Origin of the sequence: Hyunsoonleella aestuarii, from assembly GCF_006148925.1 — a bacterium.
GTDB classification, from domain to species: Bacteria; Bacteroidota; Bacteroidia; order Flavobacteriales; family Flavobacteriaceae; genus Algibacter_D; species Algibacter_D aestuarii.
Genome location: NZ_VAWB01000001.1, coordinates 441,051 through 466,945, shown reverse-complemented (window position 1 = coordinate 466,945; position 25,895 = coordinate 441,051). Strand labels below are relative to the sequence as shown.

The following is a 25,895-nucleotide window of genomic DNA, read 5'->3' as shown; positions in this document are numbered from 1 at the left end:
TTAAAACAAGTTTTCTAACGTATTATTATCTACGAAATTAGGTAGAGTAACGTTTAAATTAGGCGTTCGTGCCATTTCTCTTTTAATAGCAAATAGAGCTTCTTCATTCCTAGCCCAACTTCTTCTAGAAATACCATTATTAACGTCATAAAATAGCATATTTTTCAAACGTTCTTCGGCTTCAATTGAGCCGTCGAGAACCATTCCAAAACCACCGTTTATAACTTCGCCCCAACCTACACCACCACCGTTGTGAATAGAAACCCATGTTGCGCCTCTAAAGCTATCACCTATAACATTATGTATGGCCATGTCCGCTGTAAATTTGCTCCCATCGTATATGTTTGAAGTTTCACGAAAGGGAGAATCTGTGCCGCTTACATCATGATGATCTCTTCCCAAAACAACCGGTCCAATGTTGCCATCAGCTATTGCATTATTAAAAGCTTGAGCAATTTTAATTCTTCCTTCAGCATCGGCATATAGAATACGGGCTTGAGATCCTACAACCATTTTATTGGATTTTGCATTTTCAATCCAAGTAATGTTGTCTATCATTTGTAATTTTATCTCAATAGGGGCAGTTTTCATGATACTTTTTAGAACATTTGCGGCAATGGCATCAGTCTTGTCTAAATCTTCAGACTTGCCAGAAATGCATACCCATCTGAAAGGGCCAAAACCATAGTCAAAACACATAGGCCCTAATATATCTTGGACATAGGATGGGTATTTAAAGTCAATTTTGTTTGGAGCCATAACACACGCTCCAGCGCGGGATGCTTCTAGTAAAAAAGCATTGCCATAGTCGAAAAAGTATGTGCCTTTTGCTGTATGATTATTTATGGAAGCCGCATGCCTTATTAAAGATTCCTTTACTTTCTCTTTGAAACTTTTTGGATTTTCTCGTATTAGTTTGTTGGCATCATCGAAAGAAACATCGACCGGATAATAGCCTCCTGTCCATGGAATGTGCAAAGAGGTTTGATCGGAACCAAGATGTATAAATATATTTTCTTTATCAAAACGTTCCCATACATCTACTACGTTGCCAATAAATGCAATGGACACTATTTCATTTTCAGCTTGTGCTTTTTTAACACGAATAACCAATTCATCCATATCATTAATTAAAACATCAACCCAGCCTTGTTCATGTCTTTTTATGGCAGCTTTAGGGTTTATCTCCGCGCATACAGTAATACACCCTGCAATATTACCTGCTTTGGGTTGTGCGCCACTCATACCGCCTAATCCAGCAGTTAAAAATATTTTACCTGCGGGATTTTCACCTTTTGTCAGGATTCTTCTAAAGGCATTTAATACTGTAATTGTCGTCCCATGAACAATACCTTGCGGACCAATATACATAAAAGAACCAGCCGTCATTTGTCCGTACTGAGTAACACCCAAGGCATTAAATTTTTCCCAATCATCAGGTTGGGAATAATTTGGAATCATCATACCATTTGTTACGACAACCCGTGGTGCATTTTTTGAAGAAGGAAATAAGCCCATAGGGTGCCCAGAATACATATGCAGCGTTTGTTCATTAGTCATGGTGGCTAAATACTGCATGGTGATGAGGTATTGAGCCCAATTCTGAAAAACACTGCCATTTCCACCATAAGTAATTAACTCTTCGGGGTGTTGGGCAACCGCAGGATCCAGATTGTTTTGAATCATGTGCATAATGGCTGCTGCTTGTAATGAATTTGCAGGATAAGATTCTATTGGTCTAGCATAAAATTTATAATCCGGTTTAAAACGATACATATAAATTCGGCCATAATCTTTTAATTCTTGAGCAAATTCATTAGCCAAAATAGCATGCCATTTTTTTGGGAAGTACCTTAAAGCGTTTCGAATAGCAAGTTGCTTTTCTTCGATAGACAGAATGTCTTTTCTTTTTGGAGCGCTATTAATATTTTTTGGATAAGGCTTTTTTTCTGGTAATTCTTTTGGAATGCCTTCAAGTATTTGTTCTTTAAATGTCATGATTCAATACTTATTTTACTATAAATGACTTGGTTTTAACAAGAGTAATCATTGCTGTAATATCATCCTTCAAAAGTCTGTCCTCTTCAAGTTTTTTTACGTTGTCTCGAATAATTTTATGGTTTTTTTCTTGTAAATCTGAAAACCTATTTGGTCTTCTAAACTCCATAGCTTGGGCAGCGTACATTAGTTCTATTGCTAGAATTTTTTCGATATTTTCCAAAATCTGGTTAAATTTTCTCCCCGAAATACTACCCATGGATACATGATCTTCTTGTCCCAGCGAAGTTGGTATACTATCTGCAGAGGGCGGGAAGCATAAAGATTTGTTCTCGGTAACTAGTGAAGCAGTTGTATATTGAGGTATCATAAATCCTGAATTGAGTCCTCCACCAGTTGTTAGTAAACGAGGTAAACCATATTTTCCTTCAATTAGTAAATAACATCGTCTGTCAGAAATATTTCCCAACTCAGATGCGGCTATTGAAGCATAATCTATTGCCATGGCTAGGGGTTGTCCATGAAAGTTTCCACCAGAAATAGCTTCGGTATCACTTAAAACAATAGGGTTGTCAGTAACCGAATTCATTTCTATTTCAGTTAACCTTTTTAAATGATAATAAGCGTTTCTTGATGCGCCATGCACTTGCGGAATACAACGCATGGAGTAAGGATCTTGCACACGTTCGCAATTTTCATGGGACATTATATTTTGAGAGTTTTTAAAAAGCAAACGCATACGTTTAGAGACTTTCAAGTTCCCCTTAAACGGTCTAATTGTATGAAGTGCTTTTTTAAACGGAGACGCACTACCTTTATATCCTTCAATACTCATGGCACCGGCCACATCTGCTAAGTCGAGCAGATAATTCATTTTATTTAGGCCAACAATTGAATGAGCAAGAATGAATTGTGTACCATTTATTAGGCCCAGTCCTTCCTTAGCTTGCAGTTGTAAAGGTTTTAGGTTATGCTTTTTTAACACCTTCCTAGCCGGAGAAATAGTGTCATTTATCCAAAACTCACCTTCGCCTAATAATGGTAAAAATAAATGAGATAGAGGTGCTAGGTCCCCAGATGCTCCCACCGAACCTTGTTCCGGCACTACAGGTAGTAAATCATTATTAATAAAATATAAAATTCGTTGAATGAGCTCTAATCGTACGCCAGAAAATCCTTGACATAGTGCATGTACTTTACAAATCATCATGATTTTTGATAATTTCTTGTCTATAGGATGACCAACACCAACAGCATGAGTGATTAATAAATTTTCTTGTAATTTATTGGTTTCTTCTGGCGTAATTTGCACATCACATAATGGGCCAAAACCCGTATTTATCCCATAAACAGCTTTATCACGAGTTGCAATGGTTTCAACTTTTTTTCTGGATTCATTAACTCTATTAATAGTTTCTTTAGGAATTAAAGTGCTTAATTTTCCTTCGGCAATTGCAATTGCTTTATTTACAGTTAATTTGTCAAATCCGTATCTAAATGCCATTTTCTTGAATAGTTTGAACTTAACAAAGTTATCTGTATTTTTGATTCAAAGTAAGACTATTTTACTCAATTATTAATAACTATGAGTTATCAATTAGAATTCAGACATTTGCGATACTTTCTAGCTGTTGCAGAAAACTTGCACTTCAGAAAAGCAGCAGAAAAACTTTTCATTTCCCAACCTGGATTAAGTAGACAAATTAAACAAATGGAAGATGATTTGGGAGTGCAATTATTCGAAAGAAATACTAGGAGAGTGAAGCTCACTAAAGTAGGTGTTTATCTTCAGTCTGAAATAAAAAGAAATTTGCAGAATTTGGATCAAATATTAAGTCATGCACAGCTTTTAGAAAAAGGTATTGTTGGTGATTTAAGGTTTGGTTATGTGGGTTCGGCAATGCAAAACATTATACCAAACTCTTTGCTTAAATTTAGAAACGAAAATCCAAAAGCCTTGTTTAGCTTAATGGAGATGGATAATCAAAGACAAATAGATAACATACTTTCGGGAGATATAGATATTGGTTTTGTAAGAATGGAGCGTGTGCCTAAAGGTGTTCATTCAAAAACAGTTCTTACGGAGAATTTCTGTTTGGTTTTACCAAAAAATCATGTAATTTCTAAATACAATTTTAAAGCGTTAAAACAGCTTAAAAATGAATCATTTATTTTGTTTGACCCTAACTATAGTGCGAGTTATTACGAAAAAGTGATGCAGATATTTGATGAATCTGGGTTTACACCTATAGTGACTCACAATACGATTCATGCGACTTCTATTTTTAAGTTAGTTAAAAACAATTTTGGGATATCGATTGTTCCAAAGTCTTTACAATCCGAGAATGAGGATGGTATAAAATTTATTGAATTAAAAAAAATTAGTCAAAAAACAGCTTTGTCTGTTATCTGGAATCAAAAAAATAGAAACCCCATGCTAAAAGAGTTCTTAAAACATTTATAGAAATCTAAATAGGCTGTTAACATACTTTTATTCTGCATTTAAATTCCCTACTTTTGGCATCATTAAAAAAAAACTACAAAAGAATGAAGGCAATTAAATTATTAAGTATTGTATTAGTGGCTACGATTTTTGTATCGTGCAATAAAAAAGCAGTAACTAAAGACGCGTTGAAAACTGAGATTGATTCTGTTAGTTATGCCATTGGTATGGACGTTGGAAGAAATGTACAAATGAGTTTTGATGAAATCAATAACGATTTATTCATGGAAGGTTATTTAAACACACTTGATTCTGCTGATGTTTTAATTGATAAAACTTTAGCTCAAGGACTGGTAAAATCTTACTTTCAAAAGAATCGTGAGAAAATCATGAAGAAGCAACAAGAAGCGGCTGCAAGAAAAGCAGAAGCAGAACACGCCGAAGGTAAATTGGCTAGTGAAACTTTTTTAGAGGAAAACAGTACGAAGGAAGGTGTAGAAACTACAGCAAGTGGTTTACAATATATTGTTCTTAAAGAAGGGGAGGGTGAGAAGCCAACTGCAACATCTAGAGTGAAAGTACATTACCATGGTACCTTAATCGACGGAACTGTTTTTGATAGTTCTGTAGATAGAGGAGAGCCTTCTACTTTTGGTGTTGGACAGGTTATAAAAGGATGGACTGAAGGTTTACAACTTATGAATGTAGGTTCTAAATATAAATTCTTTATTCCACAGGACCTAGCATATGGAGCTACACCTAGAGGTGGTAAAATTAAGCCTTTTGATGCTCTGATTTTTGAAGTAGAATTGTTAGAAATAGAAGAGTAATTAAATTTACTCCACATAAATAATTAAAAAGGCAGGAAGATTTACTTCCTGCTTTTTTAGTTTAAAAAGGTTGTAACTTTGCACTTAAATTAATGAGTTTATGAATCATAAAGCTGGTTTTGTAAATATTATAGGAAATCCTAATGTGGGAAAGTCTACACTAATGAATGCTTTTGTTGGGGAGAAGTTATCCATCATTACCTCTAAGGCACAAACCACTAGACATAGAATCTTAGGGATTGTAAATGGTGATGATTTTCAAGTTGTGCTAAGCGATACTCCTGGAATTATCAAGCCTGCATATGAACTTCAAGAATCTATGATGGGTTTTGTTAAGTCGGCCTTCGAAGATGCCGATGTGCTTATTTATATGGTTGAAATTGGAGAACAAGCATTAAAAGATGAGGCTTTTTTCAAAAAAATAACAAGTTCAAAAATTCCAGTATTACTACTATTAAACAAAATTGATCAATCCAATCAAGAACAATTGGAGGAACAAGTACAGCTTTGGAGTGAAAAAGTACCTAATGCCGAAATTTTTCCGGTTTCAGCTTTGCAAGGATTTAATGTTAAGGAAGTTTTTAATCGTATAATCGATTTATTGCCACAATCTCCACCCTTCTATCCCAAAGATCAATTAACGGATAAGCCAGAGCGTTTTTTTATTAACGAAACTATTAGGGAGAAAATCTTGCTTCATTATAAAAAAGAAATTCCTTATGCAGTTGAAGTAGATACCGAAGAGTTTTTTGAAGAAGAAAAAATTATTAGAGTACGATCTGTTATTATGGTAGAGCGCGAAACTCAAAAAGGTATCATTATTGGGCATAAAGGAAGTGCACTTAAACGAGTAGGTGTAGAGGCTAGAAAAGATTTAGAACAGTTCTTCGGAAAACAAATTCATTTGGAGTTATATGTGAAGGTCAACAAGAACTGGCGAAGTAATCAGAAGCAGTTAAAACGTTTTGGTTACAATTAAATAATATTATTTAATCCACCTCATAATTCAACTTCATAGTAATTGAGGCTGTTTTTTCTTTTGATGCTGTATTATAAGTTCCGCCCCAAGAATAGCTTTCGTTAGAGTTTTGGCCAGTAATTTGGAAGATTCCCATTTTTGCAGAAATAAGATCGTGTAATTTCGCGCCAGAATTTTCAGCAATTTTTTCGGCTCTCGCATGTGCATCAGCGGTGGCTTTAGAAATCATTTCAATTTTAAGATCGGCTAATTTTGTATAATAGTATCTTGGAGGTTGTGAATAGAATTGAATTCCTTTATTTAAAAGTTCCGTAATCTCCCTAGAAATTGTTTCTACTTTTTCAACTTCTTTGGATTCCACCTTTAAAGATTGCGTTAACACATAGCCTAAAAAGTCTTCGCCTATATAATTGCCGTCATTACTGTATCGAGCTTTGTTATTTTCTCTGCTTTTTACAGCATTAAATACAATTTTATTTTCATCAATGCCTTTATTAAGTAAATATGCCGTAATTATGCTCTTATCTTTTTCTAAGCCTAAACATGCATCTTGAAGGTTTGAGCTAGTTTTAGAAAACGAGCCTTCCCAAACTATTAAATCTGATGTGAAATCTGCTTTTCCTAAACCCGTAACAGAAATAATTCCCTGAGGGTTGTTTCTATTTATCACAGCATGTCCTAATAAATAAGCAGCAATTACTATTGAAATACCAAAGATTATGGCACTAATGTTTTTTTTCATGGATGTATGTTTTTAAATGGGATTATAATTTATATACGAGCAATTTAACTTTTTAGAGTTTTATTCATGAAATCTCTTAACATAAACATGTCTTTCTTACTCGTATCTCTTCCAATTCTACCTGCAAAATAAAGAACAAACCAAATTAAAATCATTAAAAACATAATACTTAATTGTACTGCAAATTCAGTATTTAACCTCCAGTTTGTATAGGCCCAAATGCCAAATGCAATAAATAATCCAGCAACCATAAAATGCAAGAACATAAACATGGTCCAAACGGTTGGATTTGGTCCATATAATCCATGAAGCAAGCTAGAGCCTTCTTCAGCATAATCTATTTCCAAATGTAGTTGTGGTGACCAGAAGTGTTGTTTTTCTTTTGGAAATTTAATAAAAATATGATTGTCGACTCGCGTTGTAATAAATTCAGACTTATCATTTCTAGTAGCCTCAAATCGTTTCAATATGGATTCGTTATTCTCGTTTATTTCCATTTTAAATCGTGGTCTTAAAACAATGTCATTTTTAGTGGTCATGGGGTAATTGTTTACGTCTATTAAATTACTATTTTTTGTTCATATTTTAAACTTTATCAATCTTTACTTAAAAAAGGTTTTGCATCGTGTATATTTCCTATTTTTGCAAAATATTTGAAATAGTTTAATGGTTAAGTGATTTAACCACTTTAGCTTCAAGTAAATTAATTAATTATGAGCAATATTGTAGCCATTGTAGGTAGACCAAACGTTGGAAAATCAACTTTTTTTAATAGGTTGATTCAAAGACGAGAAGCCATTGTTGATGCCGTAAGTGGTGTAACAAGAGATAGGCATTATGGTAAAAGTGATTGGAATGGTAAAGAGTTTTCTCTTATTGATACAGGGGGCTATGTTCTAGGGAGTGATGATGTTTTTGAGGCAGAAATTGACAAACAAGTCGAGCTAGCTATAGATGAGGCTGACGCTATTATTTTTATGGTGGATGTTGAAACTGGGGTTACTGGCATGGACGAGGATGTTGCCAATTTACTGCGAAAGGTTAGTAAACCCGTGTTTTTAGTTGTTAATAAAGTTGATAATGGAAAGCGAGCCGAGGATGCTGTTGAGTTTTATGCTTTAGGCTTAGGAGAATACTTTACTATTGCCAGTATAAATGGAAGTGGTACGGGCGAGTTATTAGATGCCTTGGTAGACGCTTTGCCAGAAAAGGAAGATGTAATTGAAGAAGACTTGCCTCGTTTTGCCGTGGTTGGTCGTCCAAACGCTGGAAAGTCCTCTTTTATTAATGCTTTAATTGGTGAAGAAAGATATATTGTAACTGATATTGCGGGTACTACAAGAGACTCCATTGATACAAAATACAATCGTTTTGGTTTTGAATTTAATTTGGTTGACACAGCAGGAATTAGACGAAAATCTAAAGTAAAGGAGAATTTAGAGTTTTACTCTGTAATGAGAAGCGTTAGAGCTATAGAACATGCTGATGTTTGTCTGTTGGTTTTAGACGCCAACCGCGGTTTTGATGGTCAAGTGCAGAATATTTTTTGGTTAGCCGAACGCAATAGAAAAGGGATTGTAGTTTTAGTGAACAAATGGGATTTAGTTGAAAAAGATCATAAGTCGGTAAAAGAATATGAAAAAGCTATAAAAAAACAAATGGAACCTTTTACAGATGTTCCAGTTATTTTTATTTCGGCACTGACAAAACAACGTATTTTTAAAGCTATTGAAACCGCTGTTGAGGTTTATAAAAACCGCACTAAAAAAATAAAAACAAGTCAGTTAAACGATGTGTTGCTGCCAATAATTGAAAACTATCCACCACCAGCATTTAAGGGTAAATTTGTAAAAATTAAGTATATCATGCAATTGCCAACACCACAACCGCAGTTTGCCTTTTTCTGTAATTTGCCACAGTATATCAAAGACCCTTATAAACGCTTTTTAGAGAACAAACTTCGCGAACATTTTAACTTTAATGGCGTTCCAGTTAGTGTTTATATGAGGAAGAAATAGAGTTGTTTTGGTAAAGGAAATAAAATAATATGACTATTTTTATTACCAACTTCCTCCAGCGCCACCACCGGAGAAGCCACCACCACCAAAGCCTCCTCCAAAACCACCGCCAGAAGACCAGCCACGACCAGAACTACTTCCCCAACCACTACTGGATGAACGCCCCATGTTACTTAATATAATAGCATCCAAAATACTAGTGCCATTGGTTCTTTTTCCTCTATTCCCGCCTTTTCCACCTCCACGTTTACCTTTAGAAAGGGATATTATAATAATAATAAAAATGATAATAAAGATTAAAAAGAGACCCGCAGGGAAATCATTTTCTTTAGATTTTCGGGAGACTTGATATTCTCCATTTAAAACTTTAAAAATAGCATCACTTCCTTTGTCTAATCCGCTATAATAGTTTCCTTTTTTAAATTCGGGAATAATTATATTTCTAATCAGTTCACCTGTAATACCTGCTGTTAATTTATGTTCAACACCATAACCAGGGGAAATCCATATTTTTCTATCTTTTTTTGCAAGCAAAATAAAAACGCCATTATCCTCTTTTTCTTGCCCAACGCCCCATTCATGTGCCCATCGAGGGGCTAATAAACCAATGTTTTCGCCATTTGTAGTATTAATAATAGCCACAACAATTTGAGTAGCTGTTGTATCTGAATACTTAATAAGTTTTCTTTCTAAATTGTCTTTTTGTAAAGAATGCAAAAGATTAACATAGTCATAAACACTAGTTTGAAATTTAGGTTTTTTTGGAACATCGAATTGTCCAAAAACGGATAAGTTAAATCCAAAGCTTAGTAAAATAAAAAGAAGTGTAAGTTTTATTTTTTGCATTAGCCTTTAGAAATTTCGTCGGAGAGCTCGTTATCATCTGTGGTTGTATAGGGAAAATATTTTTTTAGTTGTCGTCCAGACATCAAAATACCATCTACTAAGCCTTGTTTAAAATTACCTTTTTTAAAATGAGATTGAATCATATTCTTGGTGCTTTCCCAAAAACCTTCAGAAATAACATCATTGATTCCTTTGTCGCCATAAATCACGAATGATTTATCTTCAACAGCGACGTAAATTAACACACCATTCTGGGATTTTGTGTTTTCCATTTTAAGGAAATAAAAAACCTCTAATGCTCTGTTTGTCGCATCACCGTTTGCAGTGGTTTCAATATGCACTCTTATTTCGCCAGAAGTGTTTTGCTCTGCTTTACGAATAGCTCCAACAATTTCCTGTTCTTCTAACGTAGATAGGAAATCTTCAATTTTAGACATTTTATTCTAGTTGTTAAAATTCATTTCTTCAACTTCAACAGGTTTGTCTGCTCCTGATTCAGCATCGAAATATGGCTTTTCATCAAAGTTTAAAATACCTGCAAGAATATTGCCTGGAAATTGTCTAACATGATTGTTGTACGGCCTTACAGATTCGTTAAATCTTGTTCTAGCTGTTTGTATCGTATTTTCGGTACTAGTTAATTCATCCTGTAATTTTAAAAAATTCTGATTGGCCTTAAGTTCGGGATACCTTTCAACTGTAACTAATAAACTTTTCAGAGCACCACTTAGTCCTCCTTGAACTTGATTATATTGAGCTAATTGTTCAGTAGTAACTTTTGAAGGATCAATAGTAATAGAGGTTGCTTTTGCACGGGCATTTATAACAGCTTCCAAAGTGCTCTTTTCAAAATTAGCAGCACTTTTTACCGTATTTACTAGATTACCAATCAAATCATTTCTACGTTGATAGGAGGTTTGTACATTTCCCCATCCTTCTTTAACAGCTTCATCTAATTTAACAGCTGTATTATTGAACCCTTTAGTCCAAGAATAACTTCCTACAACTAATATTCCGATAATAATCCATGGTAAAAATTTCTTCATGATATAGTATTTAAAGATGTTTTTGTTTTAATTGTAAGACACAAAAATTTAATAATTGTTACTAAAATTAAGTGTTTTTTACAAAAAAATGAATGTGATATAACTCTAAAGATGTTCCTTTATCTTGATAAGTTGACCCTTAATACCCTCTAGTTTACTTATAATTTCAAAATTATTGAGCGCTTGCTTCTTTTCTTCTTTTAATTGGGTTTTGGCACCTTCTAGAGTAAACCCTCTTTCTTTTACCAAGTGGTAAATGAATTTAAGGTTTTTTACATCTTCTGGGGTAAATTTTCGATTCCCTTTAGCATTTTTCTTCGGTTTTAATACATCAAACTCTTTTTCCCAAAACCGAATTAAAGAAGTTTTAACACAAAATGCTTTGGCTACCTCGCCAATGCCATAATATCGTTTATCTGGGAGTTCAATATACATTAATCTAAAGATTGATTTTCCACTGATGCGTCCTCTAAAAGTTCTGCAAATTCCTCGGCTGTTAAACTGCCGTAATAAAAGTTTATTGGGTTAATACGCTGCCCATCTTTAAAAATCTCATAATGTAAATGAGGTGCTTGAGAACGACCTGTACTACCAACAAAGCCTATTAAGTCGCCACGCTTCACTCTTTGGTTTTTCTTTACATTGTACTTATATAAATGGGCATAAAGACTCACATAACCGTAGCCATGATCAATTCTAATATGACGGCCATAGCCAGTTGCACCCGCATCTGCACGCGTTACAATACCATCTCCAGAGGCGTAAACAGGTGTGCCTCTAGGTGCTGTAAAATCCATACCCCAATGCATTTTTCTAGCTTTGGTAAAAGGATCAGATCGCATACCATAACCAGATGCCATTCTCGATAAATCTTTATTATTTACAGGCTGAATAGCCGGAATGGCAGCCAATAACTTTTCTTTTTCTTCAGCTAGTTTGGCAATTTCGTCTAACGAGCGAGATTGCACGACAATTTGTTTCTGAAGTATATCCAAGCGTTTACTACTTTCAACAATTAATTTAGAATTGTCGTAACCTTCTAAATCTTTGTATCTATTTATACCACCAAAACCAGCCTTTCGTTGTTCTTCAGGAATAGGGTTTGCTTCAAAATAAACACGGTAAATATTATTGTCTCGGTCTTCAATATTTTCCAAAACAGCTTCGGCATGATCCATTTTTTTATTAAGCAGACTGTATTGAAGTTGCATATTCTGCAACTCACGTTTTAAAGCTTTTTCTTTGGGAGATTCGATATACTGACTGGAGATAAAAACAAATACAAAACCAAATAAAGCAGAGGCAATAATAAACATAGAGGCATACTTTAAGGTAGTCCTTTTTTTGCGCTCTATTTTTCTGTAAGAAAGCGATTCTGGATCGTAATAATATTTTACCTTACTCATTACCTAATTTATGCTATTTTTGCATCTAAATTCAGACAGGTTAACGCTGCATTATACATGCAAACGAACAAACCTACAAAATATTTTTAGCAAAACTAAATCATAAAGTTCAAATATAGTGTTAGCTAGTCGGAATTTTAGAAATAGATTAACAGAGATAAAATAAATGAGCTTCAGTTTAAAAATTAAACATTTTAGAAGCAACTTTTTAATAATACATGAAGTCACAAGAAATTCGATCAAAGTTTTTACGCTTTTTTGAAGATAAAAAACATAGTATTGTAGCATCTGCTCCTATGGTGTTGAAAGACGACCCAACTTTAATGTTTGTCAATTCGGGTATGGCACCTTTTAAGGAATATTTTTTGGGAAATGCAGTCCCTAAAAATAATCGAATAGCCGATTCTCAGAAGTGTTTACGTGTTTCTGGAAAACATAATGATTTAGAAGAAGTGGGTTATGATACTTATCATCACACCCTATTCGAGATGCTAGGTAATTGGAGTTTCGGTGATTACTTTAAAAAAGAGGCGATTGCTTGGGCTTGGGAATTACTAACTGAAGTTTATGCTATTGATGAAGATATTCTATACGTTACTGTATTTGAAGGTGATGAAGAAGACGGGACAGAAATGGACACCGAAGCTTATAATTTCTGGAGAGAACATATTTCTGAAGACCGCATATTAAAAGGTGATAAAAAGGATAATTTTTGGGAAATGGGTGACCAAGGACCATGTGGGCCATGTAGTGAAATCCATGTAGATATTCGTTCTGCCGAAGAGAAAGCCAAAATTTCTGGTAAGGAATTGGTTAACAAAGATCATCCACAGGTTGTGGAGATTTGGAATTTAGTATTCATGCAATACAATAGAAAAGCCAATGGAACTCTAGAGATTTTACCGAATAAACACATCGATACAGGTATGGGATTTGAACGATTGTGTATGGTTTTACAAGGCGTTCAGTCTAATTACGATACCGATGTTTTTTCACCTTTAATTAGAGAAATAGAGACCATTACTGGCAAAAATTATGGGGGAAATGAAAAGGCGGATGTTGCTATTCGTGTCATTTCCGATCATGTTCGAGCTGTGGCATTTTCTATTGCCGATGGCCAATTGCCAAGTAATACAGGTGCTGGTTATGTAATTCGAAGAATACTGCGTCGTGCCGTACGTTATGGTTTTACTTTTTTAAATAAAAAAGAACCATTTATATATCGATTGGTTGATGTGTTAAGTAAAAGAATGGGAACAGCCTTTCCTGAACTTAAAGAGCAAAAGCAACTTATTGAAAATGTAATAAAAGAAGAGGAACAATCTTTTTTAAGAACCCTGGAGCAAGGATTGGTGCTATTAAATAGAATTGTTGAAGAAAGTAATGGAGATACAATTTCTGGAGAAAAAGCCTTCGAATTGTATGATACGTATGGGTTCCCTATAGATTTAACGGCTTTAATTCTTTCTGAAAAGAATTTAAAGCTAGACGAAAAAGGTTTTAATGAAGAATTACAAAAGCAAAAAAATCGTTCGAGAGCTGCAAGTGAAATGTCTACTGATGATTGGACGATTCTTACTGATGATGCCGAAGAGGAGTTTGTTGGTTATGACACTTTAGAAGCAAATGTGAAATTAACGCGTTATAGAAAAGTTACTTCGAAAAAGGAAGGAGACATGTATCAGTTAGTTTTCAATTTAACACCTTTTTATCCAGAAGGAGGTGGACAGGTTGGAGATAAAGGTTATTTGGAAGATACGCACGGTGACGTAGTTTATATTTTAGATACTAAGAAAGAAAACAATGTCATTATACATTTTACCAAAAATTTACCAGAACATCTAAATGAAACATTTAAAGCAGTTGTTGATGCTAAGCAACGCAGCAGAACGGAATGTAACCATACAGCTACCCATTTATTGCATCAGGCACTGAGAGAAGTTTTAGGGACACACGTTGAGCAAAAAGGCAGTGCGGTACATTCTAAATATTTACGTTTCGATTTTTCCCATTTTTCAAAAATGACGGTTGAAGAGTTAAGAGATGTTGAGAATTTTGTAAATAGACGAATTGAAGGTAAACTGCCATTAGAAGAAATGCGAAATGTACCAAAAGAAGAAGCCATTGCAGCTGGAGCGATGAGTTTGTTTGGCGAAAAGTATGGAGATACAGTTCGTGCTATAAAATTTGGAAAATCTATTGAACTATGCGGAGGTACCCACGTTAAGAATACATCAGATATTTGGCACTTTAAAATAGTGTCTGAAGGCGCAGTTGCAGCTGGAATTAGGCGTATTGAAGCCATTACGAACGATGCTGTTAAAGATTTTTATTTTGAGAATAACAGAGCATATTTCGAAATGAAAGATTTGCTTAATAATGCTAAAGAACCTGTGAAAGCCTTACAAGTTTTACAAGAAGAGAATAGTAATCTTAAAAAACAAATTGAGACTTTATTAAAGGATAAAGCAAAGAATATTAAAAGCGTGCTTAAAAATGAATTAACCGAGATTAATGGTATTCAGTTTTTGGCTAAAAAGTTAGATTTAGATGCTGGAGGTTTAAAAAATATCGCTTTTGATCTTGGTAGCCAATTTGATAATTTGTTTTTATTATTTGGTACAGTTCAAGATGGTAAAGCATTGTTATCTTGTTATATATCAAAAGAACTTGTCTCAAATAAAGGGTTAAATGCTGGAAAAGTAGTAAGAGAATTAGGTAAGTACATCCAAGGAGGTGGTGGTGGACAACCATTTTTCGCAACGGCGGGTGGAAAAAATCCTGATGGTATAGATGAGGCTTTAACTAAAGCCAGAGATTATTTGATCTAAGGTTGTTTTATTCCGAGCATTCTTTTGAATGTATTCAGTTCGCATCTATAAAATTTAAGCCATTTCTTTTTTATCGAATTGTATTTGGTTTTTTTCTCTTTCATATTTTATATGGTTATAAAATGTAAGTCTTTAGGATTGCAAAAATGTTACAGAAATAATTCAAATGGATCTTCAAACTAAGATTAATTTTCACGAACAGTCTAATAATCAAATAGATTATAATTCTAATGTGCTATTGATTGGGTCTTGTTTTTCTGAAAACATAGGAAATAAATTAGAATATTTTAAATTCAGGAATTTTCAAAACCCGTTTGGAATACTGTTTCATCCATTTGCAATAGAATGTCTTATTGAAAATGCTGTTTTTAACAGAAATTTCAGCGAAAAGGATGTTTTTATTTTTAATGAAATTTGGCATTGTTTCGATGCACATTCAAAATTAAGTAGTCCTTCAAAAAAAAAATTAGTTGATACTTTAAACAATAATATTGATTTAACGCATCAACTTATAAATAAATCCACACAGATTATTGTTACTTTGGGTACAGCTTGGGTTTATCGAAATATAAACACAAATCAAATAGTCGCGAATTGTCATAAAGTTCCACAACAACAGTTTATAAAAGAGTTGTTGGAAGTTAATACGATTCATCAATCATTGACTAATATCGTTGAATTAATAAGAAGCATTAATCAGTACACTTCAATAATTTTTACCGTTTCACCTGTTAGACATTTAAAGGATGGTTTTATTGAGAACACACAAAGTAAATCGCATTTAATTTGTGCTATTCATCAGTTGTTATCAAACTCAGAAGAGTCTAGGAATCTTAACTACTTCCCTTCCTATGAAATAATGATGGATGAACTGCGCGATTATCGTTTTTATGCAGAAGACATGATTCATCCGAACCGAACAGCTATAAACTACATTTGGGAAAAGTTTCAAAGTGTATGGATATCTAAAGATGCTTCAATAACGATGGACAGAGTTGATGCCATTCAAAAAGGACTTCAGCATAAACCATTCAATCCGCAATCTCAGTCTCATCAAGTATTTCTTCAAAAATTAGAAGCTCTAAAAGAACAACTTCAATCTCAATTTCCACATATCGTATTTTAAATATACGTAATTCATCGTATTGATTTTATTTTCATTTAATTGCAAATTTGTGAAGCTATTAATGTTAAACAAAAATCAACAATGAGAAATTTAAAATTATTTGTTTTTCTATTAGCGGGTACGCTAATGTTAAACGCCCAAAAGGCTGAGACTGCTAATTTCAGTTATAATATTGAGGGTAAAGTAGAGAAAATGACACTCACAACTTCTGGTGTTATGTTAATTATGCATGGAAAAGGGTTAGCAGGAGTAAAGCCAGGTCAAGATGGGCTAGTCTTTAATTTTGATGACTATGGCAAGGTTAAAGAAGAAGAAGTGTTTATTGTGCCTAATACACCATATGTAATGGTGGGTCAAGCAGGTTTTGGTGGTATCGCCGCAAAGCAGAGTGTAATAGATGTAGTGTCGGGTAAACGTTTATTTGATACAAAAGCGAACGGCTGGAAAGCAGCTGGTAGACCAACCTTAATAATGCCAGAAAACAAACTTATAGTTTCTGGACAGCGTACTGCAAAAGAAAAATACACGCAGGCAGTTGGCATTTATGACATGAGTACAGGTAATGAGGTAAAGTTATTTAAATTAAAAGGAACGAACTCACTTACAGGAAGACCTTCCATTATAGATGGCGGTGTAATATTGCCAACATTTAAAGGAGTTTATAGAATTGATATGAATACAGGGTCAGAAAGTTGGGTGGTAGATTTAAAAAATGTTGCCTATGTTATTCCAGATAATGATGGTAAATCAATGTTTGCTGTTCAAGGAAAAGGAAATAATCACGTAATTCACAAAATAAGTGCTTCGGGGGCTCAAATGTGGGGCGAAGGGAAAAAACTTAAAGGAGTTGTTTCAAACTTTGAAGTAACACCAAAAGGATTAGCTATTGTTAGTGATGTTGCAGATACAGGCAAAAAGGGATTGGCAAAATTGGCAGCAGCTAAAGCACAAAGTAACATATCATTTTTATCTGCGAGTACTGGTGAGGATTTATGGGAAAGCGCCCCTAAAACAAAAGGGTATGTTCAACATTTCTATATAATGGATGACGGTATATTATTTGGAATTGGAGAAGGCGGGATTAATAAAATATCTTATGAAGGGCAGCCTTTATTTAAAAAACCTCTTAAAACAGGTGAAAATATTCATACTATGGCTCTAACAAAACAGGGTATGATTTATATAACTGACAGCGATGCCAATATTGTTAATCTAGATACGGGCGAGTCAATTTGGAATAAGCCAATAAAATATAAACGTGCAAAAGCAGTGACTAGTGTTTATGATGAAGCACATTCTAGATATTTAATTAGTACTGGTGAAGAAATGATTGCTATTGATGAGAACAACGGAGATATTAGCACTTTGGCTACTTACGATTTCGATGAAAAAGAAAACCCAACCAGTCTTGAAATAAGAGATGGTGGATTATTATTATCATCAGATCAAAATATGATGATGTTGGATTTTGATGGTAGTGAAAAATTTCATGAATATTTTAGATCTCCAGGTAAAAGTGCATTTGCAGTGGTGGCTTTAAGTGCCTTGGCATTAGCATCTACAGCAGCGATGGCTGATGCAAGCTTTCAAGCAGGTGCCAACAGAAACTATTTAGGTCAATACAATCAGTATGGTGCTCAAAAACAGAGGGAAGCGGATGCTTTTGCAGCAATAGCTACGGCGTCATTCAATGAAATGGCTAAGCGATTTAATGCTACCGCCGCAACTGAAAATGCACAGTTTATTTTAACCAAATTAGATGATGGCGTTGGCTTGGTAAAAGTTAATAAGGATAGTGGTATTGCAGAGAAAGAAATTATTTTAAAAGATAAAAAGCCAACATACGAGGTAGATGAATTAGGAGGGTATTTATATTACCTAGCAAATAACTCTACAATCTATGCATACGATCTTAAAAAATAAATCTTGTTGTTGAGATTTGTTTGATTGGGCGCAGTAAATTTTTATTGCGCTTAATCTTTTTTTCTTGTCACTTTATCGAAAAATTAGAAAATAACTGTCTTTAATTTGTAAATTAAGCATGCTATTAATCAGTTCATATAGAAACACCAATCGCAAGCTACAAATTTAGTTTGGATTGGTGTTTTTTCGTTTAAGATGTTAAATGCACTAATTTACTCTTTTAAATAGTGAAATACCTTGTTATGATAACTTTTGATTTTTTTAGTTTATTTATTGTGTTGTTCTTAATTGTAATTCTCATTTTTATCACCAAAATAGTGATAAGTTTATTTTTAAATAAAGAGAAAAGCTTTCAGTATAATTTAAAGTTGTCAAATCAAATCTCTGATGAAATAAATAGGCGTTACCTTTTAAACAATAAAGTTAAGTTGGTGGATGATTTCAATTCATCGGGTATCGAGATACTAATGGCTGTTAATAAAGAAATGTTTTCCATTCAAAATCTTATATTTGAGAAACGCTACTAATTAATAATCATGAAAAAAGGTTTACTTGCGACCTTGCTATTTGCTTTTAGTCTATGTTGTTTTTCTCAAGACAACTCTAAAATAATAGATAGTTTAAAGCATATAATTTTTAATAAACCATCAGACTCCATAAAAATCAAGGCTTTTAGTGACCTATGTTGGTATTATCGAAATGTTTCAACGGATTCTGCTTTAAATTACGGAGACAAAGCCCTGCAGCTTTCGAAAAATACAATGAACTTGTCTGGTGAAGCGCAGGCTTACAATGATATTGGCATTATTCATTACGGATTAGCAGATTATGATAGTGCTATAAAGAGTTACCAAAAAGCTTTAGATATAAGATTTAAGTTAAAGGATAGTTTAGGTGTCGCAGCACTTTATAATAAAATTGGGTTAGTACATCAAAACACTTTTAAAATGGATTCTGCCTTATTTTATGCTACCAAGGCATTAAGAGTATATGAAGATAAGAATAGACCAAGATACGTAGCTTTAATTAAAAATAATATTGCCAATATTTATAAAGGTTTAAAACAGTATGATAAAGCTCTTCATCTGCACTTAGACATGGCAAGGGTAAATGAAAATAATAAAGATTTTTTAGCACTTACCAAATCGTATAACAATATTGCAAATGCCTATCTTTTCTTAAACGACACGGTTAAAAGTGTTGACTTTTATCAAAAGAGTATCGATTTGGCAGAAACGTATAATTACAAAAGGGAATTAGCGGCACTGTATAATAATTATGGAAATGTTCTATTAGGTCAAAAGCAATATGATAAAGCAGTTGATTTAAATACTAGATCTCTAAAATTGAGGGAGGAATTAAAGGATAATTTTGGTGTATCTAGTACGTCACTTCACTTAGCGGGATTGTATCTTAACTTAAAAGACTTGCCTAAAGCGAAAGGTTATTTGTATTCTGGTATGAGACTAGCTGAATCTTTTGACGGTAATGAGCTTAAATTAGATGCCTATGATAAAATGTCATCCTATTATGCATATCAACTTAAGCCCGATAGTGTTATTTATTATAAAGAATTATTTAAAGCACTCAAGGATACTATTTTTAGTAAACAGGTAATTAAAGAAGTTGCAGAGGTTCAAGAGAAATATAATACAGCAGAACGTGAAAAGAAAATCCTTAGTCAAAGAGCAGATATTGCAGAGAAAGAATTAGATATCAATAAGAAAAACACACAACTTCTTGGATTGGTTTTAGCTATTATACTGTTGTCTTCATTGGCATACTTAATTTACTATCAACAACAATTAAAAAATAAGCGATTAAAAAAGGAAAGTGAACTTAAGGAAGCCTTGGTGAAAATAGAAACCCAAAACCGTCTTCAAGAACAGCGCTTAAATATTTCGAGAGATCTTCACGATAATATAGGAGCACAACTCACGTTTGTAATTTCATCCATCGAAAATTTACAATATGGATTTAAAATAAAAGATTATAAAGTTACCGAGAAGCTTAAAAGGATAAGCGATTTTACAAGAGAAACTATTCATGAGTTACGCGATACGATATGGGCAATGAATAAAAATGATATTACCCTTGAGGATTTGCAAATTAGGATTTCAAATTTTGTGAAAAAAGCTAATGCGTATTCTGAAAAAACCAAATTCGAATTTAGGGTTGAAGAAGGACTTAAAAGCGACATAAAATTTTCCTCTGTAACAGGAATGAGTATTTATCGCGTTATTCAAGAGGCTACAAATAATGCGTTTAAATACGCTGAGGCCAAAAAAGTCTCGGTAAAGATTAATCAGGTTTCAACGGGAATTTTAGTGAATATTGAAGATGATGGAAAGGGTTTTGATACCGAATTGGTTATTAAAGGAAATGGTTTAAATAACATGAGAAAGCGCGCTGAAATCATTGAAGCCGATTTTAAAATTGAAAGTGAAGCTAATAAGGGTACAAGGGTTATACTTGCAGTTTCATTATAAATACGATGCTTTACGCCTTGCAGATCTGTATAAAAGGTAACTTTAATAGGATATAATTAGAAGTATGGTTACAAAAATAGTAGTAGTAGACGATAATACATTTTTAATCCGAACGGTTGAAGAAAAGCTTTCTTTCTTTGATGATGTAAGTGTGAAGTTTTCAGCAATGAATGGTAAAGATTTAATTGAGAAGCTCGATGCCGATCATAATTTAGACCTTATTTTAATGGATATAGAAATGCCAAAATTAAATGGTATAAAGGCTACCGAAATTATCAAACAAAAATACCCTCAAATAAAAATTATTATGCTTACTGTTTTTGATGACGATGAGAATATTTTCAATGCTATTAAAGCTGGTGCAGATGGTTACTTGGTGAAAGAGGTTAACCCAAAAGACCTATATAACGGAATAAATGAAACTCTTGAAGGAGGTGCTGCTATGACGCCTTCAATTGCAATGAAAACCTTAAAATTGCTAAGAAATCCACTTGCCATAAAAAGTATGGATGAGCAGGAATCTATTAAGCTAACACCACGAGAAATAGATGTTTTGGAGCAGCTTAGTAAAGGACTGAGCTATAGTTTAATAGCAGAGAACTTATTCCTTTCAGTAGGAACAATAAGAAAGCATATTGAAAATATTTATAAAAAATTACAAGTGCACAATAAGTTAGAGGCAGTGCAAAAGGCGAGAAAAAATAATTTAATATAATATTAGGATAACATAAGTATAAACTACATCGAGGAATTATAGGTTTATATTTGTATAGCTATTAATCGAGACAATTACTCTGGTTAGCTTGTTATGTCGAAGGAATCCAATGTTTTTTTATCTCAATTCGAAAATAATAACCTTTTAGATTTTCTAATTAAGTACTTGCGAAACTTTATTTATGTTGTTTTAACCTGAGTTTGACGTAAAAAATGGGATAATATACTGAAAATAAAATACTTATGTTTTAGTATCAGTTTAATTGCAGCCGGAACCTATAGAAAATTCAATGTGGCTTATTAGTGATTTAATTATGCGATATTTTGTCATTTAAACTTGTCCAACTTCCTCCGTTTATTGCTTCGATACCATTATTTTTTAAAATGTTTGCAGCATTACCAGAACGAACACCACTTACGCAACACGTAATTATAGGTTTGTTAAGTTTTTTAACCTCGCCAATTTTAGATTTAATAGTTTGTAGTGGAATGTTTATAGAATTGGCAATTGCCCCTTGATTGTATTCTTTAACAGTACGAACATCTATTATAACGGCTCCCTTCGATTGAAAATCTTTAATCTTACTATTTTTGTTTCCGAATAATAAATCTAATAACCTCATATTTTAATTTTCTGCAAATTAGTTTAAATATTTTAATGGTTTTGTAACAAAGGTGGCATCGTGGTTCATTAAAATTTTGTGTATATTCAAATTTTGTAACATCAAATAAAATGGAGTCATACGTAACACAAAAGATTATAAATAATGTTGGATATATTGAGTTTTATCACCCAGATCATAATGCTATGCCAGGTGATAATCTTAAAAAATTAGAACAGACAATTATCGATGCAGGTAATAATAACCAAATTAAGGTTATTGTATTGAAGAGTGGAGGAGATAGGACATTTTGTGCTGGAGCGAGTTTTAAAGAGATGGTGGCTGTAAAAAATGAAGATGAAGGTAAACACTTTTTTCTAGGTTTTGCTAATTTAATTAATGTCATGAGAAAGTGTCCAAAGCTCATTATCGGCCGTATTCAAGGAAAAGCAGTTGGCGGGGGTGTTGGATTAGTAGCGGCGACTGACTTTTGTTTGGCAACTAAATTTGCCTCTATAAAACTTAGTGAATTAAGCATAGGTATTGGCCCATTTGTTATTGAGCCTGCTATTTCCAAGAAAATAGGAAAAACTACCTTGTCTCAATTGGCTATTGATGCCGAATCATTTTTTTCATCAGAGTTTGCTAAAGAAAAAGGTTTATACGCTAGTGTGTATGATTCCGTTGAGGCCTTAGATTATGCCGTAAAAACCTTAGCAGAAAAACTGACCAGGTATAATATAGAGGCATTAAAAGAAATGAAAAAGGTGTTTTGGGAGGGCACAGAACATTGGGATGCATTACTCGAAGCGCGTGCTGGAATTAGTGGTAAGCTTGTTTTAAGCGATTTTACCAAACAGGCATTAAAACGTTTTAGTGACTAAGATTATACTTTTGTTTTGCCTTGAATAATATGTAACCCATCATCAATTAATTGTCCTACTTCTGGACGATTTTGCTTTACAGTTTCTAAATGATTTAAAATGCGTTCGCATAAAACTGTTTCGTTTCCGTCATGTGCTAATTCGTAAAGCTCAACTGCTAAAAGCCAATCATTTGGGTGCTTTTCAATGAGCTCTTCTAAAACTTTTGTTCTAGAAATTGTTCTGTTTTTATGCTCTCTGTAATCTCTTACTTGTTGATAGAAAGTTTCCAATTCAAGTCGCTTATCAGATTTTTTAATATGAATTGTTTTTGTAGAAGGGACATGGTTAATTAAGTTAAAACTATTTAAATCTGCAGGCCCAGAAAAAGCAGAAATAATTTCTTTGCCAACGGCCATATCGTAAGTTCCCCATTCTGGCTTAAACAGTATGTTGTCTTTATGTGTAACAGAACAGTTTTTAAAACTTATAAGTATAATTTTCCCTTGAAGGTTTCTTTTACCGGTAATAATTTCTCCAGACACTTTTATACCACCTTCAAATTGAAGAGTTATATTTTGTTCTTCATAAATGTTATAGGCGGCTAAGTCTCTTGGACTCATATCTTCTATGGCTATATTAATGCCTTTAAGTTTTCCAATAGGTGACCCAAAACCTTTGTCGTGTGTCTCTGCACCATGCCCTACGAGTTCTTTCTCTCTGTAAGAGAGTGCGCTTTTTCCTGTGGTTTGAATATATATGGGCTTGCCATTACTTTCAATAACATCTACAAACACGCCAGATATTTGCAGCCCAGTAGTTAATTCAACTGTTCCTAAGGCTTTAGAGTTTATAAGCTTCTTGACTCCAGAAAGTCCGCCACATCTTAAAGCCATAGTATTAGCAAACTCTTCAAGTACTAAACTTAAGTGTGCAAAATCTGGTGTTACAAACAACTGTGGTTGAGGTTTAGTAATGTCAAAATCTTTAAATGTAGCATCAATGTTGTATGGTAGTTTTTCTACTTCTTTAGTCATACACCAAGCACTTTCACCAATAGAAGATAATAAACCTGCTCCGTATATTTTAGGGTTTTCAATACTTCCAATTAGACCATATTCAACGGTCCACCAATGTAAATTTCTAATTAATGCCATTTCACTTGGTTCTCCCATATTTTGCTGTAAATGTTCTACTTTTTTTTCTGCAGCAATAATGTCATCTTTTTTAGTGTTTGGAGCTTCTTTAATTATCGATAGATGTCTTACGGCTTCATACAATTCATAATCTTTTGCCGATGAGATAGCTTTACAGCCAACTTCACCAAAACGCCTTAAATATTCAGCATATTCTGGATTTGCTATTATTGGGGCATGTCCAGCACCTTCATGAATAATATCTGGTGCAGGGGTGTATTCGATGTGTTCTAATTGTCTGATATCACTTGCAATTACAAGAACATTATAAGCTTGAAATTCCATAAAAGCGTTCGGAGGAATAAACCCGTCCACAGCAACCGCTGCCCAACCTATATCCTTTAAAATGCGGTTCATACCATACATGTTGGGAATGCTGTCAATTGAAATACCGGTTTGTCTTAAACCTGCTAAATAAGATCTGTGCGCAACTTTGCTTAAGAAATCTACATTTTTCCGCATAACATAGCGCCATACAGCTTGATCTATAGCAGAATAATCAGCGTAGTTTTGTGGCTTTATGAATTGCTTCAAGTGTTTAGGAAGCTTACTTAATATTTCGTTAGACTCAAAAGTATCAGACATTATTACTTTGATTAATGAATTAATGTAAAAATACGAATTCTTTAATATTTATCCATTTATTTAATTTTTTTTAAGAATATCATAATTCTGTTAATAAACATTCTTAATCAAAGATTTCCATATATTTATAAAACTAAATAAAAGTAATTAAGCATGTATACAAGACGAATATTCCCAGTAAGAGGTGTTATTAGATGGACACGACGCTATATATTTTTGTTTCTATTCTTAGGCTTAGTTCCGGTTGTTTTATTTGATGTTGTTGGATTAAAATGGTTGCACGTGCCATGGCTACCTTTAGGGGCGTTAGCAACTGCAGTTGCCTTTATCGTTGGATTTAAGAATAATGCATCTTATGATAGGTTATGGGAGGCTCGTAAAATCTGGGGAGGTATTGTAAATGCTTCTCGTTCATGGACAATTATGGTTAAGGATTTTATAACGAATGATCATGCAAAAAAAATAAGAACTGAAGTTGAACTACAAGGGATTAAGAGGGAATTGGTGCATAGGCATGTAGCATGGTTAACAGCATTAAGATATCAACTGCGGAAGGACAAGCCATGGGAGATGCATTTAAAAGAAAAGAAGTCCAATAAAGAATTTAGAGAAGCTCATTATAGGGTTTGCGAAGATGAACTTTCAATTGAAAATGAAATAAAACCATATTTACCAGATGAAGATTATAAGGCTATTTTTTCCAAAGGGAATCAGGCCTCTCAAATTTTGGGAATTCAATCTAGACGCTTAAAAGAATTAATGGTGGATGGTTTAATTGAAGATTTCAGGCATATGGAAATGGCAAATATGCTTGTGGAATTCTATACCTTACAAGGTAAAAGTGAACGAATAAAAAACTTTCCTTATCCCAGACAGTTTGCAACGTTAAATTATCTTTTTGTTTGGATTTTCATAATTCTTTTACCCTTTGGAATCATGGAAGGATTTGAGACTATTGGAGATCATATTTTAGAAGATTTAGCCTCTCATGAATCTAGAACATCTTTTGGCCATATGGTTCAAGAGTTTATAGCTAAACATTTTGTTTGGTTTTCTATACCCTTTAGTGCTTTAATTTCGTGGGTATTCCATACTATGGAGGCGATTGGAGAAAATACTGAAAATCCATTTGAGGGAGGTCCAAACGACGTACCAATAACCGATATGAGTCGTGGTATTGAAATAGATATTCGGCAGCTTATAGATGATACAGATATTCCAGAACCCTATGTTTGGAAGAACGATATTGTAATGTAGT

At 33.6% G+C, this 25,895-nt stretch carries 22 protein-coding genes; 11 read left to right on the top strand and 11 right to left on the bottom strand.

Annotated elements, in window-relative coordinates; translation table 11 throughout:
* Positions 1-1,998, bottom strand: coding sequence for a urocanate hydratase (hutU, locus tag FEF17_RS02295; protein WP_139000742.1), 1,998 nt, complete (start codon positions 1,996-1,998; stop codon positions 1-3).
* 10 nt (positions 1,999-2,008) lie between these two features.
* On the bottom strand, positions 2,009-3,502 hold the full coding sequence (gene hutH / locus FEF17_RS02290; protein ID WP_139000741.1) for a histidine ammonia-lyase: 1,494 nt from the start codon (positions 3,500-3,502) through the stop codon (positions 2,009-2,011).
* An 81-nt stretch (positions 3,503-3,583) separates the two neighbouring features.
* Between hutH and FEF17_RS02285 the strand changes: the two genes are divergently transcribed.
* The 3 genes from FEF17_RS02285 to era all read left to right on the top strand — a co-directional run bounded on the left by FEF17_RS02285 (position 3,584) and on the right by era (position 6,250).
* Positions 3,584-4,462, top strand: a complete 879-nt coding sequence (locus FEF17_RS02285) for a LysR substrate-binding domain-containing protein (protein WP_139000740.1) — start codon at positions 3,584-3,586, stop codon at positions 4,460-4,462.
* A gap of 53 nt (positions 4,463-4,515) precedes the next feature.
* The gene (bamJ, locus tag FEF17_RS02280; protein ID WP_349291587.1) at positions 4,516-5,271 is read left to right on the top strand and encodes a BamJ family beta-barrel-assembly machinery protein; all 756 of its coding nucleotides are present in this window, start codon (positions 4,516-4,518) and stop codon (positions 5,269-5,271) included.
* A gap of 100 nt (positions 5,272-5,371) precedes the next feature.
* Positions 5,372-6,250: a GTPase Era gene (gene era, locus FEF17_RS02275; RefSeq protein ID WP_139000738.1), complete on the top strand. Its 879-nt coding sequence runs from the start codon at positions 5,372-5,374 to the stop codon at positions 6,248-6,250.
* A 10-nt stretch (positions 6,251-6,260) separates the two neighbouring features.
* Here the strand turns inward: era and FEF17_RS02270 are convergent, their stop codons facing one another.
* Positions 6,261-6,992 (bottom strand): SIMPL domain-containing protein, encoded by a 732-nt coding sequence (locus FEF17_RS02270; protein ID WP_139000737.1) that lies wholly within the window; start codon positions 6,990-6,992, stop codon positions 6,261-6,263.
* Between the two features lie 44 nt (positions 6,993-7,036).
* Positions 7,037-7,531, bottom strand: a complete 495-nt coding sequence (locus tag FEF17_RS02265; RefSeq protein WP_139000736.1) for a GTP-binding protein — start codon at positions 7,529-7,531, stop codon at positions 7,037-7,039.
* A gap of 174 nt (positions 7,532-7,705) precedes the next feature.
* On the opposite strand from FEF17_RS02265, the gene der reads away from it, so the two are divergent.
* The gene (gene der / locus FEF17_RS02260) at positions 7,706-9,010 is read left to right on the top strand and encodes a ribosome biogenesis GTPase Der (RefSeq protein ID WP_139000735.1); all 1,305 of its coding nucleotides are present in this window, start codon (positions 7,706-7,708) and stop codon (positions 9,008-9,010) included.
* Positions 9,011-9,052: 42 nt separating this feature from the next.
* On the opposite strand, the gene FEF17_RS02255 is transcribed toward der, so the two are convergent.
* From FEF17_RS02255 to FEF17_RS02235, 5 genes are all read right to left on the bottom strand, one after another.
* A complete protein-coding gene (locus FEF17_RS02255; protein ID WP_139000734.1) occupies positions 9,053-9,856 on the bottom strand; it encodes a TPM domain-containing protein in 804 nt (267 codons plus the stop codon).
* Positions 9,856-10,293, bottom strand: coding sequence for a TPM domain-containing protein (locus FEF17_RS02250; RefSeq protein WP_139000733.1), 438 nt, complete (start codon positions 10,291-10,293; stop codon positions 9,856-9,858). Before FEF17_RS02250 ends, FEF17_RS02255 begins: the two co-directional genes overlap by 1 nt.
* A 6-nt stretch (positions 10,294-10,299) precedes the next feature.
* Positions 10,300-10,902, bottom strand: coding sequence for a LemA family protein (locus FEF17_RS02245; protein ID WP_139000732.1), 603 nt, complete (start codon positions 10,900-10,902; stop codon positions 10,300-10,302).
* 105 nt (positions 10,903-11,007) lie between these two features.
* Positions 11,008-11,337 (bottom strand): MerR family transcriptional regulator, encoded by a 330-nt coding sequence (locus FEF17_RS02240; RefSeq protein WP_139000731.1) that lies wholly within the window; start codon positions 11,335-11,337, stop codon positions 11,008-11,010.
* Positions 11,337-12,308 carry a M23 family metallopeptidase gene (locus FEF17_RS02235; RefSeq protein WP_139000730.1) on the bottom strand — a complete coding sequence of 324 codons (972 nt, stop codon included), beginning with the start codon at positions 12,306-12,308 and terminating at the stop codon, positions 11,337-11,339. Before FEF17_RS02235 ends, FEF17_RS02240 begins: the two co-directional genes overlap by 1 nt.
* Before the next feature lie 218 nt (positions 12,309-12,526).
* On the opposite strand from FEF17_RS02235, the gene alaS reads away from it, so the two are divergent.
* The 5 genes from alaS to FEF17_RS02210 all read left to right on the top strand — a co-directional run bounded on the left by alaS (position 12,527) and on the right by FEF17_RS02210 (position 21,392).
* Entirely contained in the window at positions 12,527-15,139 is a 2,613-nt protein-coding gene (gene alaS, locus FEF17_RS02230) for an alanine--tRNA ligase (protein ID WP_139000729.1), read from the top strand.
* A 166-nt stretch (positions 15,140-15,305) separates the two neighbouring features.
* Positions 15,306-16,265, top strand: coding sequence for a GSCFA domain-containing protein (locus tag FEF17_RS02225; protein WP_139000728.1), 960 nt, complete (start codon positions 15,306-15,308; stop codon positions 16,263-16,265).
* Between the two features lie 81 nt (positions 16,266-16,346).
* The gene (locus FEF17_RS02220) at positions 16,347-18,188 is read left to right on the top strand and encodes an outer membrane protein assembly factor BamB family protein (protein WP_139000727.1); all 1,842 of its coding nucleotides are present in this window, start codon (positions 16,347-16,349) and stop codon (positions 18,186-18,188) included.
* A gap of 536 nt (positions 18,189-18,724) precedes the next feature.
* Positions 18,725-20,677 carry a tetratricopeptide repeat-containing sensor histidine kinase gene (locus FEF17_RS02215; RefSeq protein ID WP_139000726.1) on the top strand — a complete coding sequence of 651 codons (1,953 nt, stop codon included), beginning with the start codon at positions 18,725-18,727 and terminating at the stop codon, positions 20,675-20,677.
* 64 nt (positions 20,678-20,741) lie between these two features.
* A complete protein-coding gene (locus tag FEF17_RS02210; protein WP_139000725.1) occupies positions 20,742-21,392 on the top strand; it encodes a response regulator in 651 nt (216 codons plus the stop codon).
* 307 nt (positions 21,393-21,699) lie between these two features.
* Here the strand turns inward: FEF17_RS02210 and FEF17_RS02205 are convergent, their stop codons facing one another.
* Positions 21,700-22,014, bottom strand: coding sequence for a rhodanese-like domain-containing protein (locus tag FEF17_RS02205; protein ID WP_139000724.1), 315 nt, complete (start codon positions 22,012-22,014; stop codon positions 21,700-21,702).
* 110 nt (positions 22,015-22,124) lie between these two features.
* Between FEF17_RS02205 and FEF17_RS02200 the strand changes: the two genes are divergently transcribed.
* Positions 22,125-22,877 (top strand): enoyl-CoA hydratase/isomerase family protein, encoded by a 753-nt coding sequence (locus tag FEF17_RS02200; RefSeq protein WP_139000723.1) that lies wholly within the window; start codon positions 22,125-22,127, stop codon positions 22,875-22,877.
* Between the two features lie 2 nt (positions 22,878-22,879).
* On the opposite strand, the gene FEF17_RS02195 is transcribed toward FEF17_RS02200, so the two are convergent.
* A complete protein-coding gene (locus FEF17_RS02195) occupies positions 22,880-24,637 on the bottom strand; it encodes an aromatic amino acid hydroxylase (RefSeq protein WP_139000722.1) in 1,758 nt (585 codons plus the stop codon).
* Between the two features lie 153 nt (positions 24,638-24,790).
* On the opposite strand from FEF17_RS02195, the gene FEF17_RS02190 reads away from it, so the two are divergent.
* Entirely contained in the window at positions 24,791-25,894 is a 1,104-nt protein-coding gene (locus FEF17_RS02190; RefSeq protein ID WP_139000721.1) for a bestrophin family protein, read from the top strand.
* Position 25,895 lies beyond the last annotated feature (1 nt).

Excerpts from the sequence above, each read along its gene's own strand:
- alaS (WP_139000729.1), top strand. The coding sequence starts at position 12,527 with ATGAAGTCACAAGAAATTCGATCAAAGTTTTTACGCTTTTTTGAAGAT.
- hutU (WP_139000742.1), bottom strand. The coding sequence starts at position 1,998 with ATGACATTTAAAGAACAAATACTTGAAGGCATTCCAAAAGAATTACCA.
- FEF17_RS02285 (WP_139000740.1), top strand. The coding sequence starts at position 3,584 with ATGAGTTATCAATTAGAATTCAGACATTTGCGATACTTTCTAGCTGTT.
- FEF17_RS02225 (WP_139000728.1), top strand. The coding sequence starts at position 15,306 with ATGGATCTTCAAACTAAGATTAATTTTCACGAACAGTCTAATAATCAA.
- FEF17_RS02265 (WP_139000736.1), bottom strand. The coding sequence starts at position 7,531 with ATGACCACTAAAAATGACATTGTTTTAAGACCACGATTTAAAATGGAA.
- FEF17_RS02255 (WP_139000734.1), bottom strand. The coding sequence starts at position 9,856 with ATGCAAAAAATAAAACTTACACTTCTTTTTATTTTACTAAGCTTTGGA.
- FEF17_RS02195 (WP_139000722.1), bottom strand. The coding sequence starts at position 24,637 with ATGTCTGATACTTTTGAGTCTAACGAAATATTAAGTAAGCTTCCTAAA.
- FEF17_RS02200 (WP_139000723.1), top strand. The coding sequence starts at position 22,125 with ATGGAGTCATACGTAACACAAAAGATTATAAATAATGTTGGATATATT.
- FEF17_RS02240 (WP_139000731.1), bottom strand. The coding sequence starts at position 11,337 with ATGTATATTGAACTCCCAGATAAACGATATTATGGCATTGGCGAGGTA.
- FEF17_RS02215 (WP_139000726.1), top strand. The coding sequence starts at position 18,725 with ATGAAAAAAGGTTTACTTGCGACCTTGCTATTTGCTTTTAGTCTATGT.
- der (WP_139000735.1), top strand. The coding sequence starts at position 7,706 with ATGAGCAATATTGTAGCCATTGTAGGTAGACCAAACGTTGGAAAATCA.
- FEF17_RS02210 (WP_139000725.1), top strand. The coding sequence starts at position 20,742 with ATGGTTACAAAAATAGTAGTAGTAGACGATAATACATTTTTAATCCGA.
- FEF17_RS02270 (WP_139000737.1), bottom strand. The coding sequence starts at position 6,992 with ATGAAAAAAAACATTAGTGCCATAATCTTTGGTATTTCAATAGTAATT.
- FEF17_RS02190 (WP_139000721.1), top strand. The coding sequence starts at position 24,791 with ATGTATACAAGACGAATATTCCCAGTAAGAGGTGTTATTAGATGGACA.
- era (WP_139000738.1), top strand. The coding sequence starts at position 5,372 with ATGAATCATAAAGCTGGTTTTGTAAATATTATAGGAAATCCTAATGTG.
- FEF17_RS02220 (WP_139000727.1), top strand. The coding sequence starts at position 16,347 with ATGAGAAATTTAAAATTATTTGTTTTTCTATTAGCGGGTACGCTAATG.
- FEF17_RS02235 (WP_139000730.1), bottom strand. The coding sequence starts at position 12,308 with ATGAGTAAGGTAAAATATTATTACGATCCAGAATCGCTTTCTTACAGA.
- FEF17_RS02245 (WP_139000732.1), bottom strand. The coding sequence starts at position 10,902 with ATGAAGAAATTTTTACCATGGATTATTATCGGAATATTAGTTGTAGGA.
- FEF17_RS02205 (WP_139000724.1), bottom strand. The coding sequence starts at position 22,014 with ATGAGGTTATTAGATTTATTATTCGGAAACAAAAATAGTAAGATTAAA.
- hutH (WP_139000741.1), bottom strand. The coding sequence starts at position 3,502 with ATGGCATTTAGATACGGATTTGACAAATTAACTGTAAATAAAGCAATT.
- FEF17_RS02250 (WP_139000733.1), bottom strand. The coding sequence starts at position 10,293 with ATGTCTAAAATTGAAGATTTCCTATCTACGTTAGAAGAACAGGAAATT.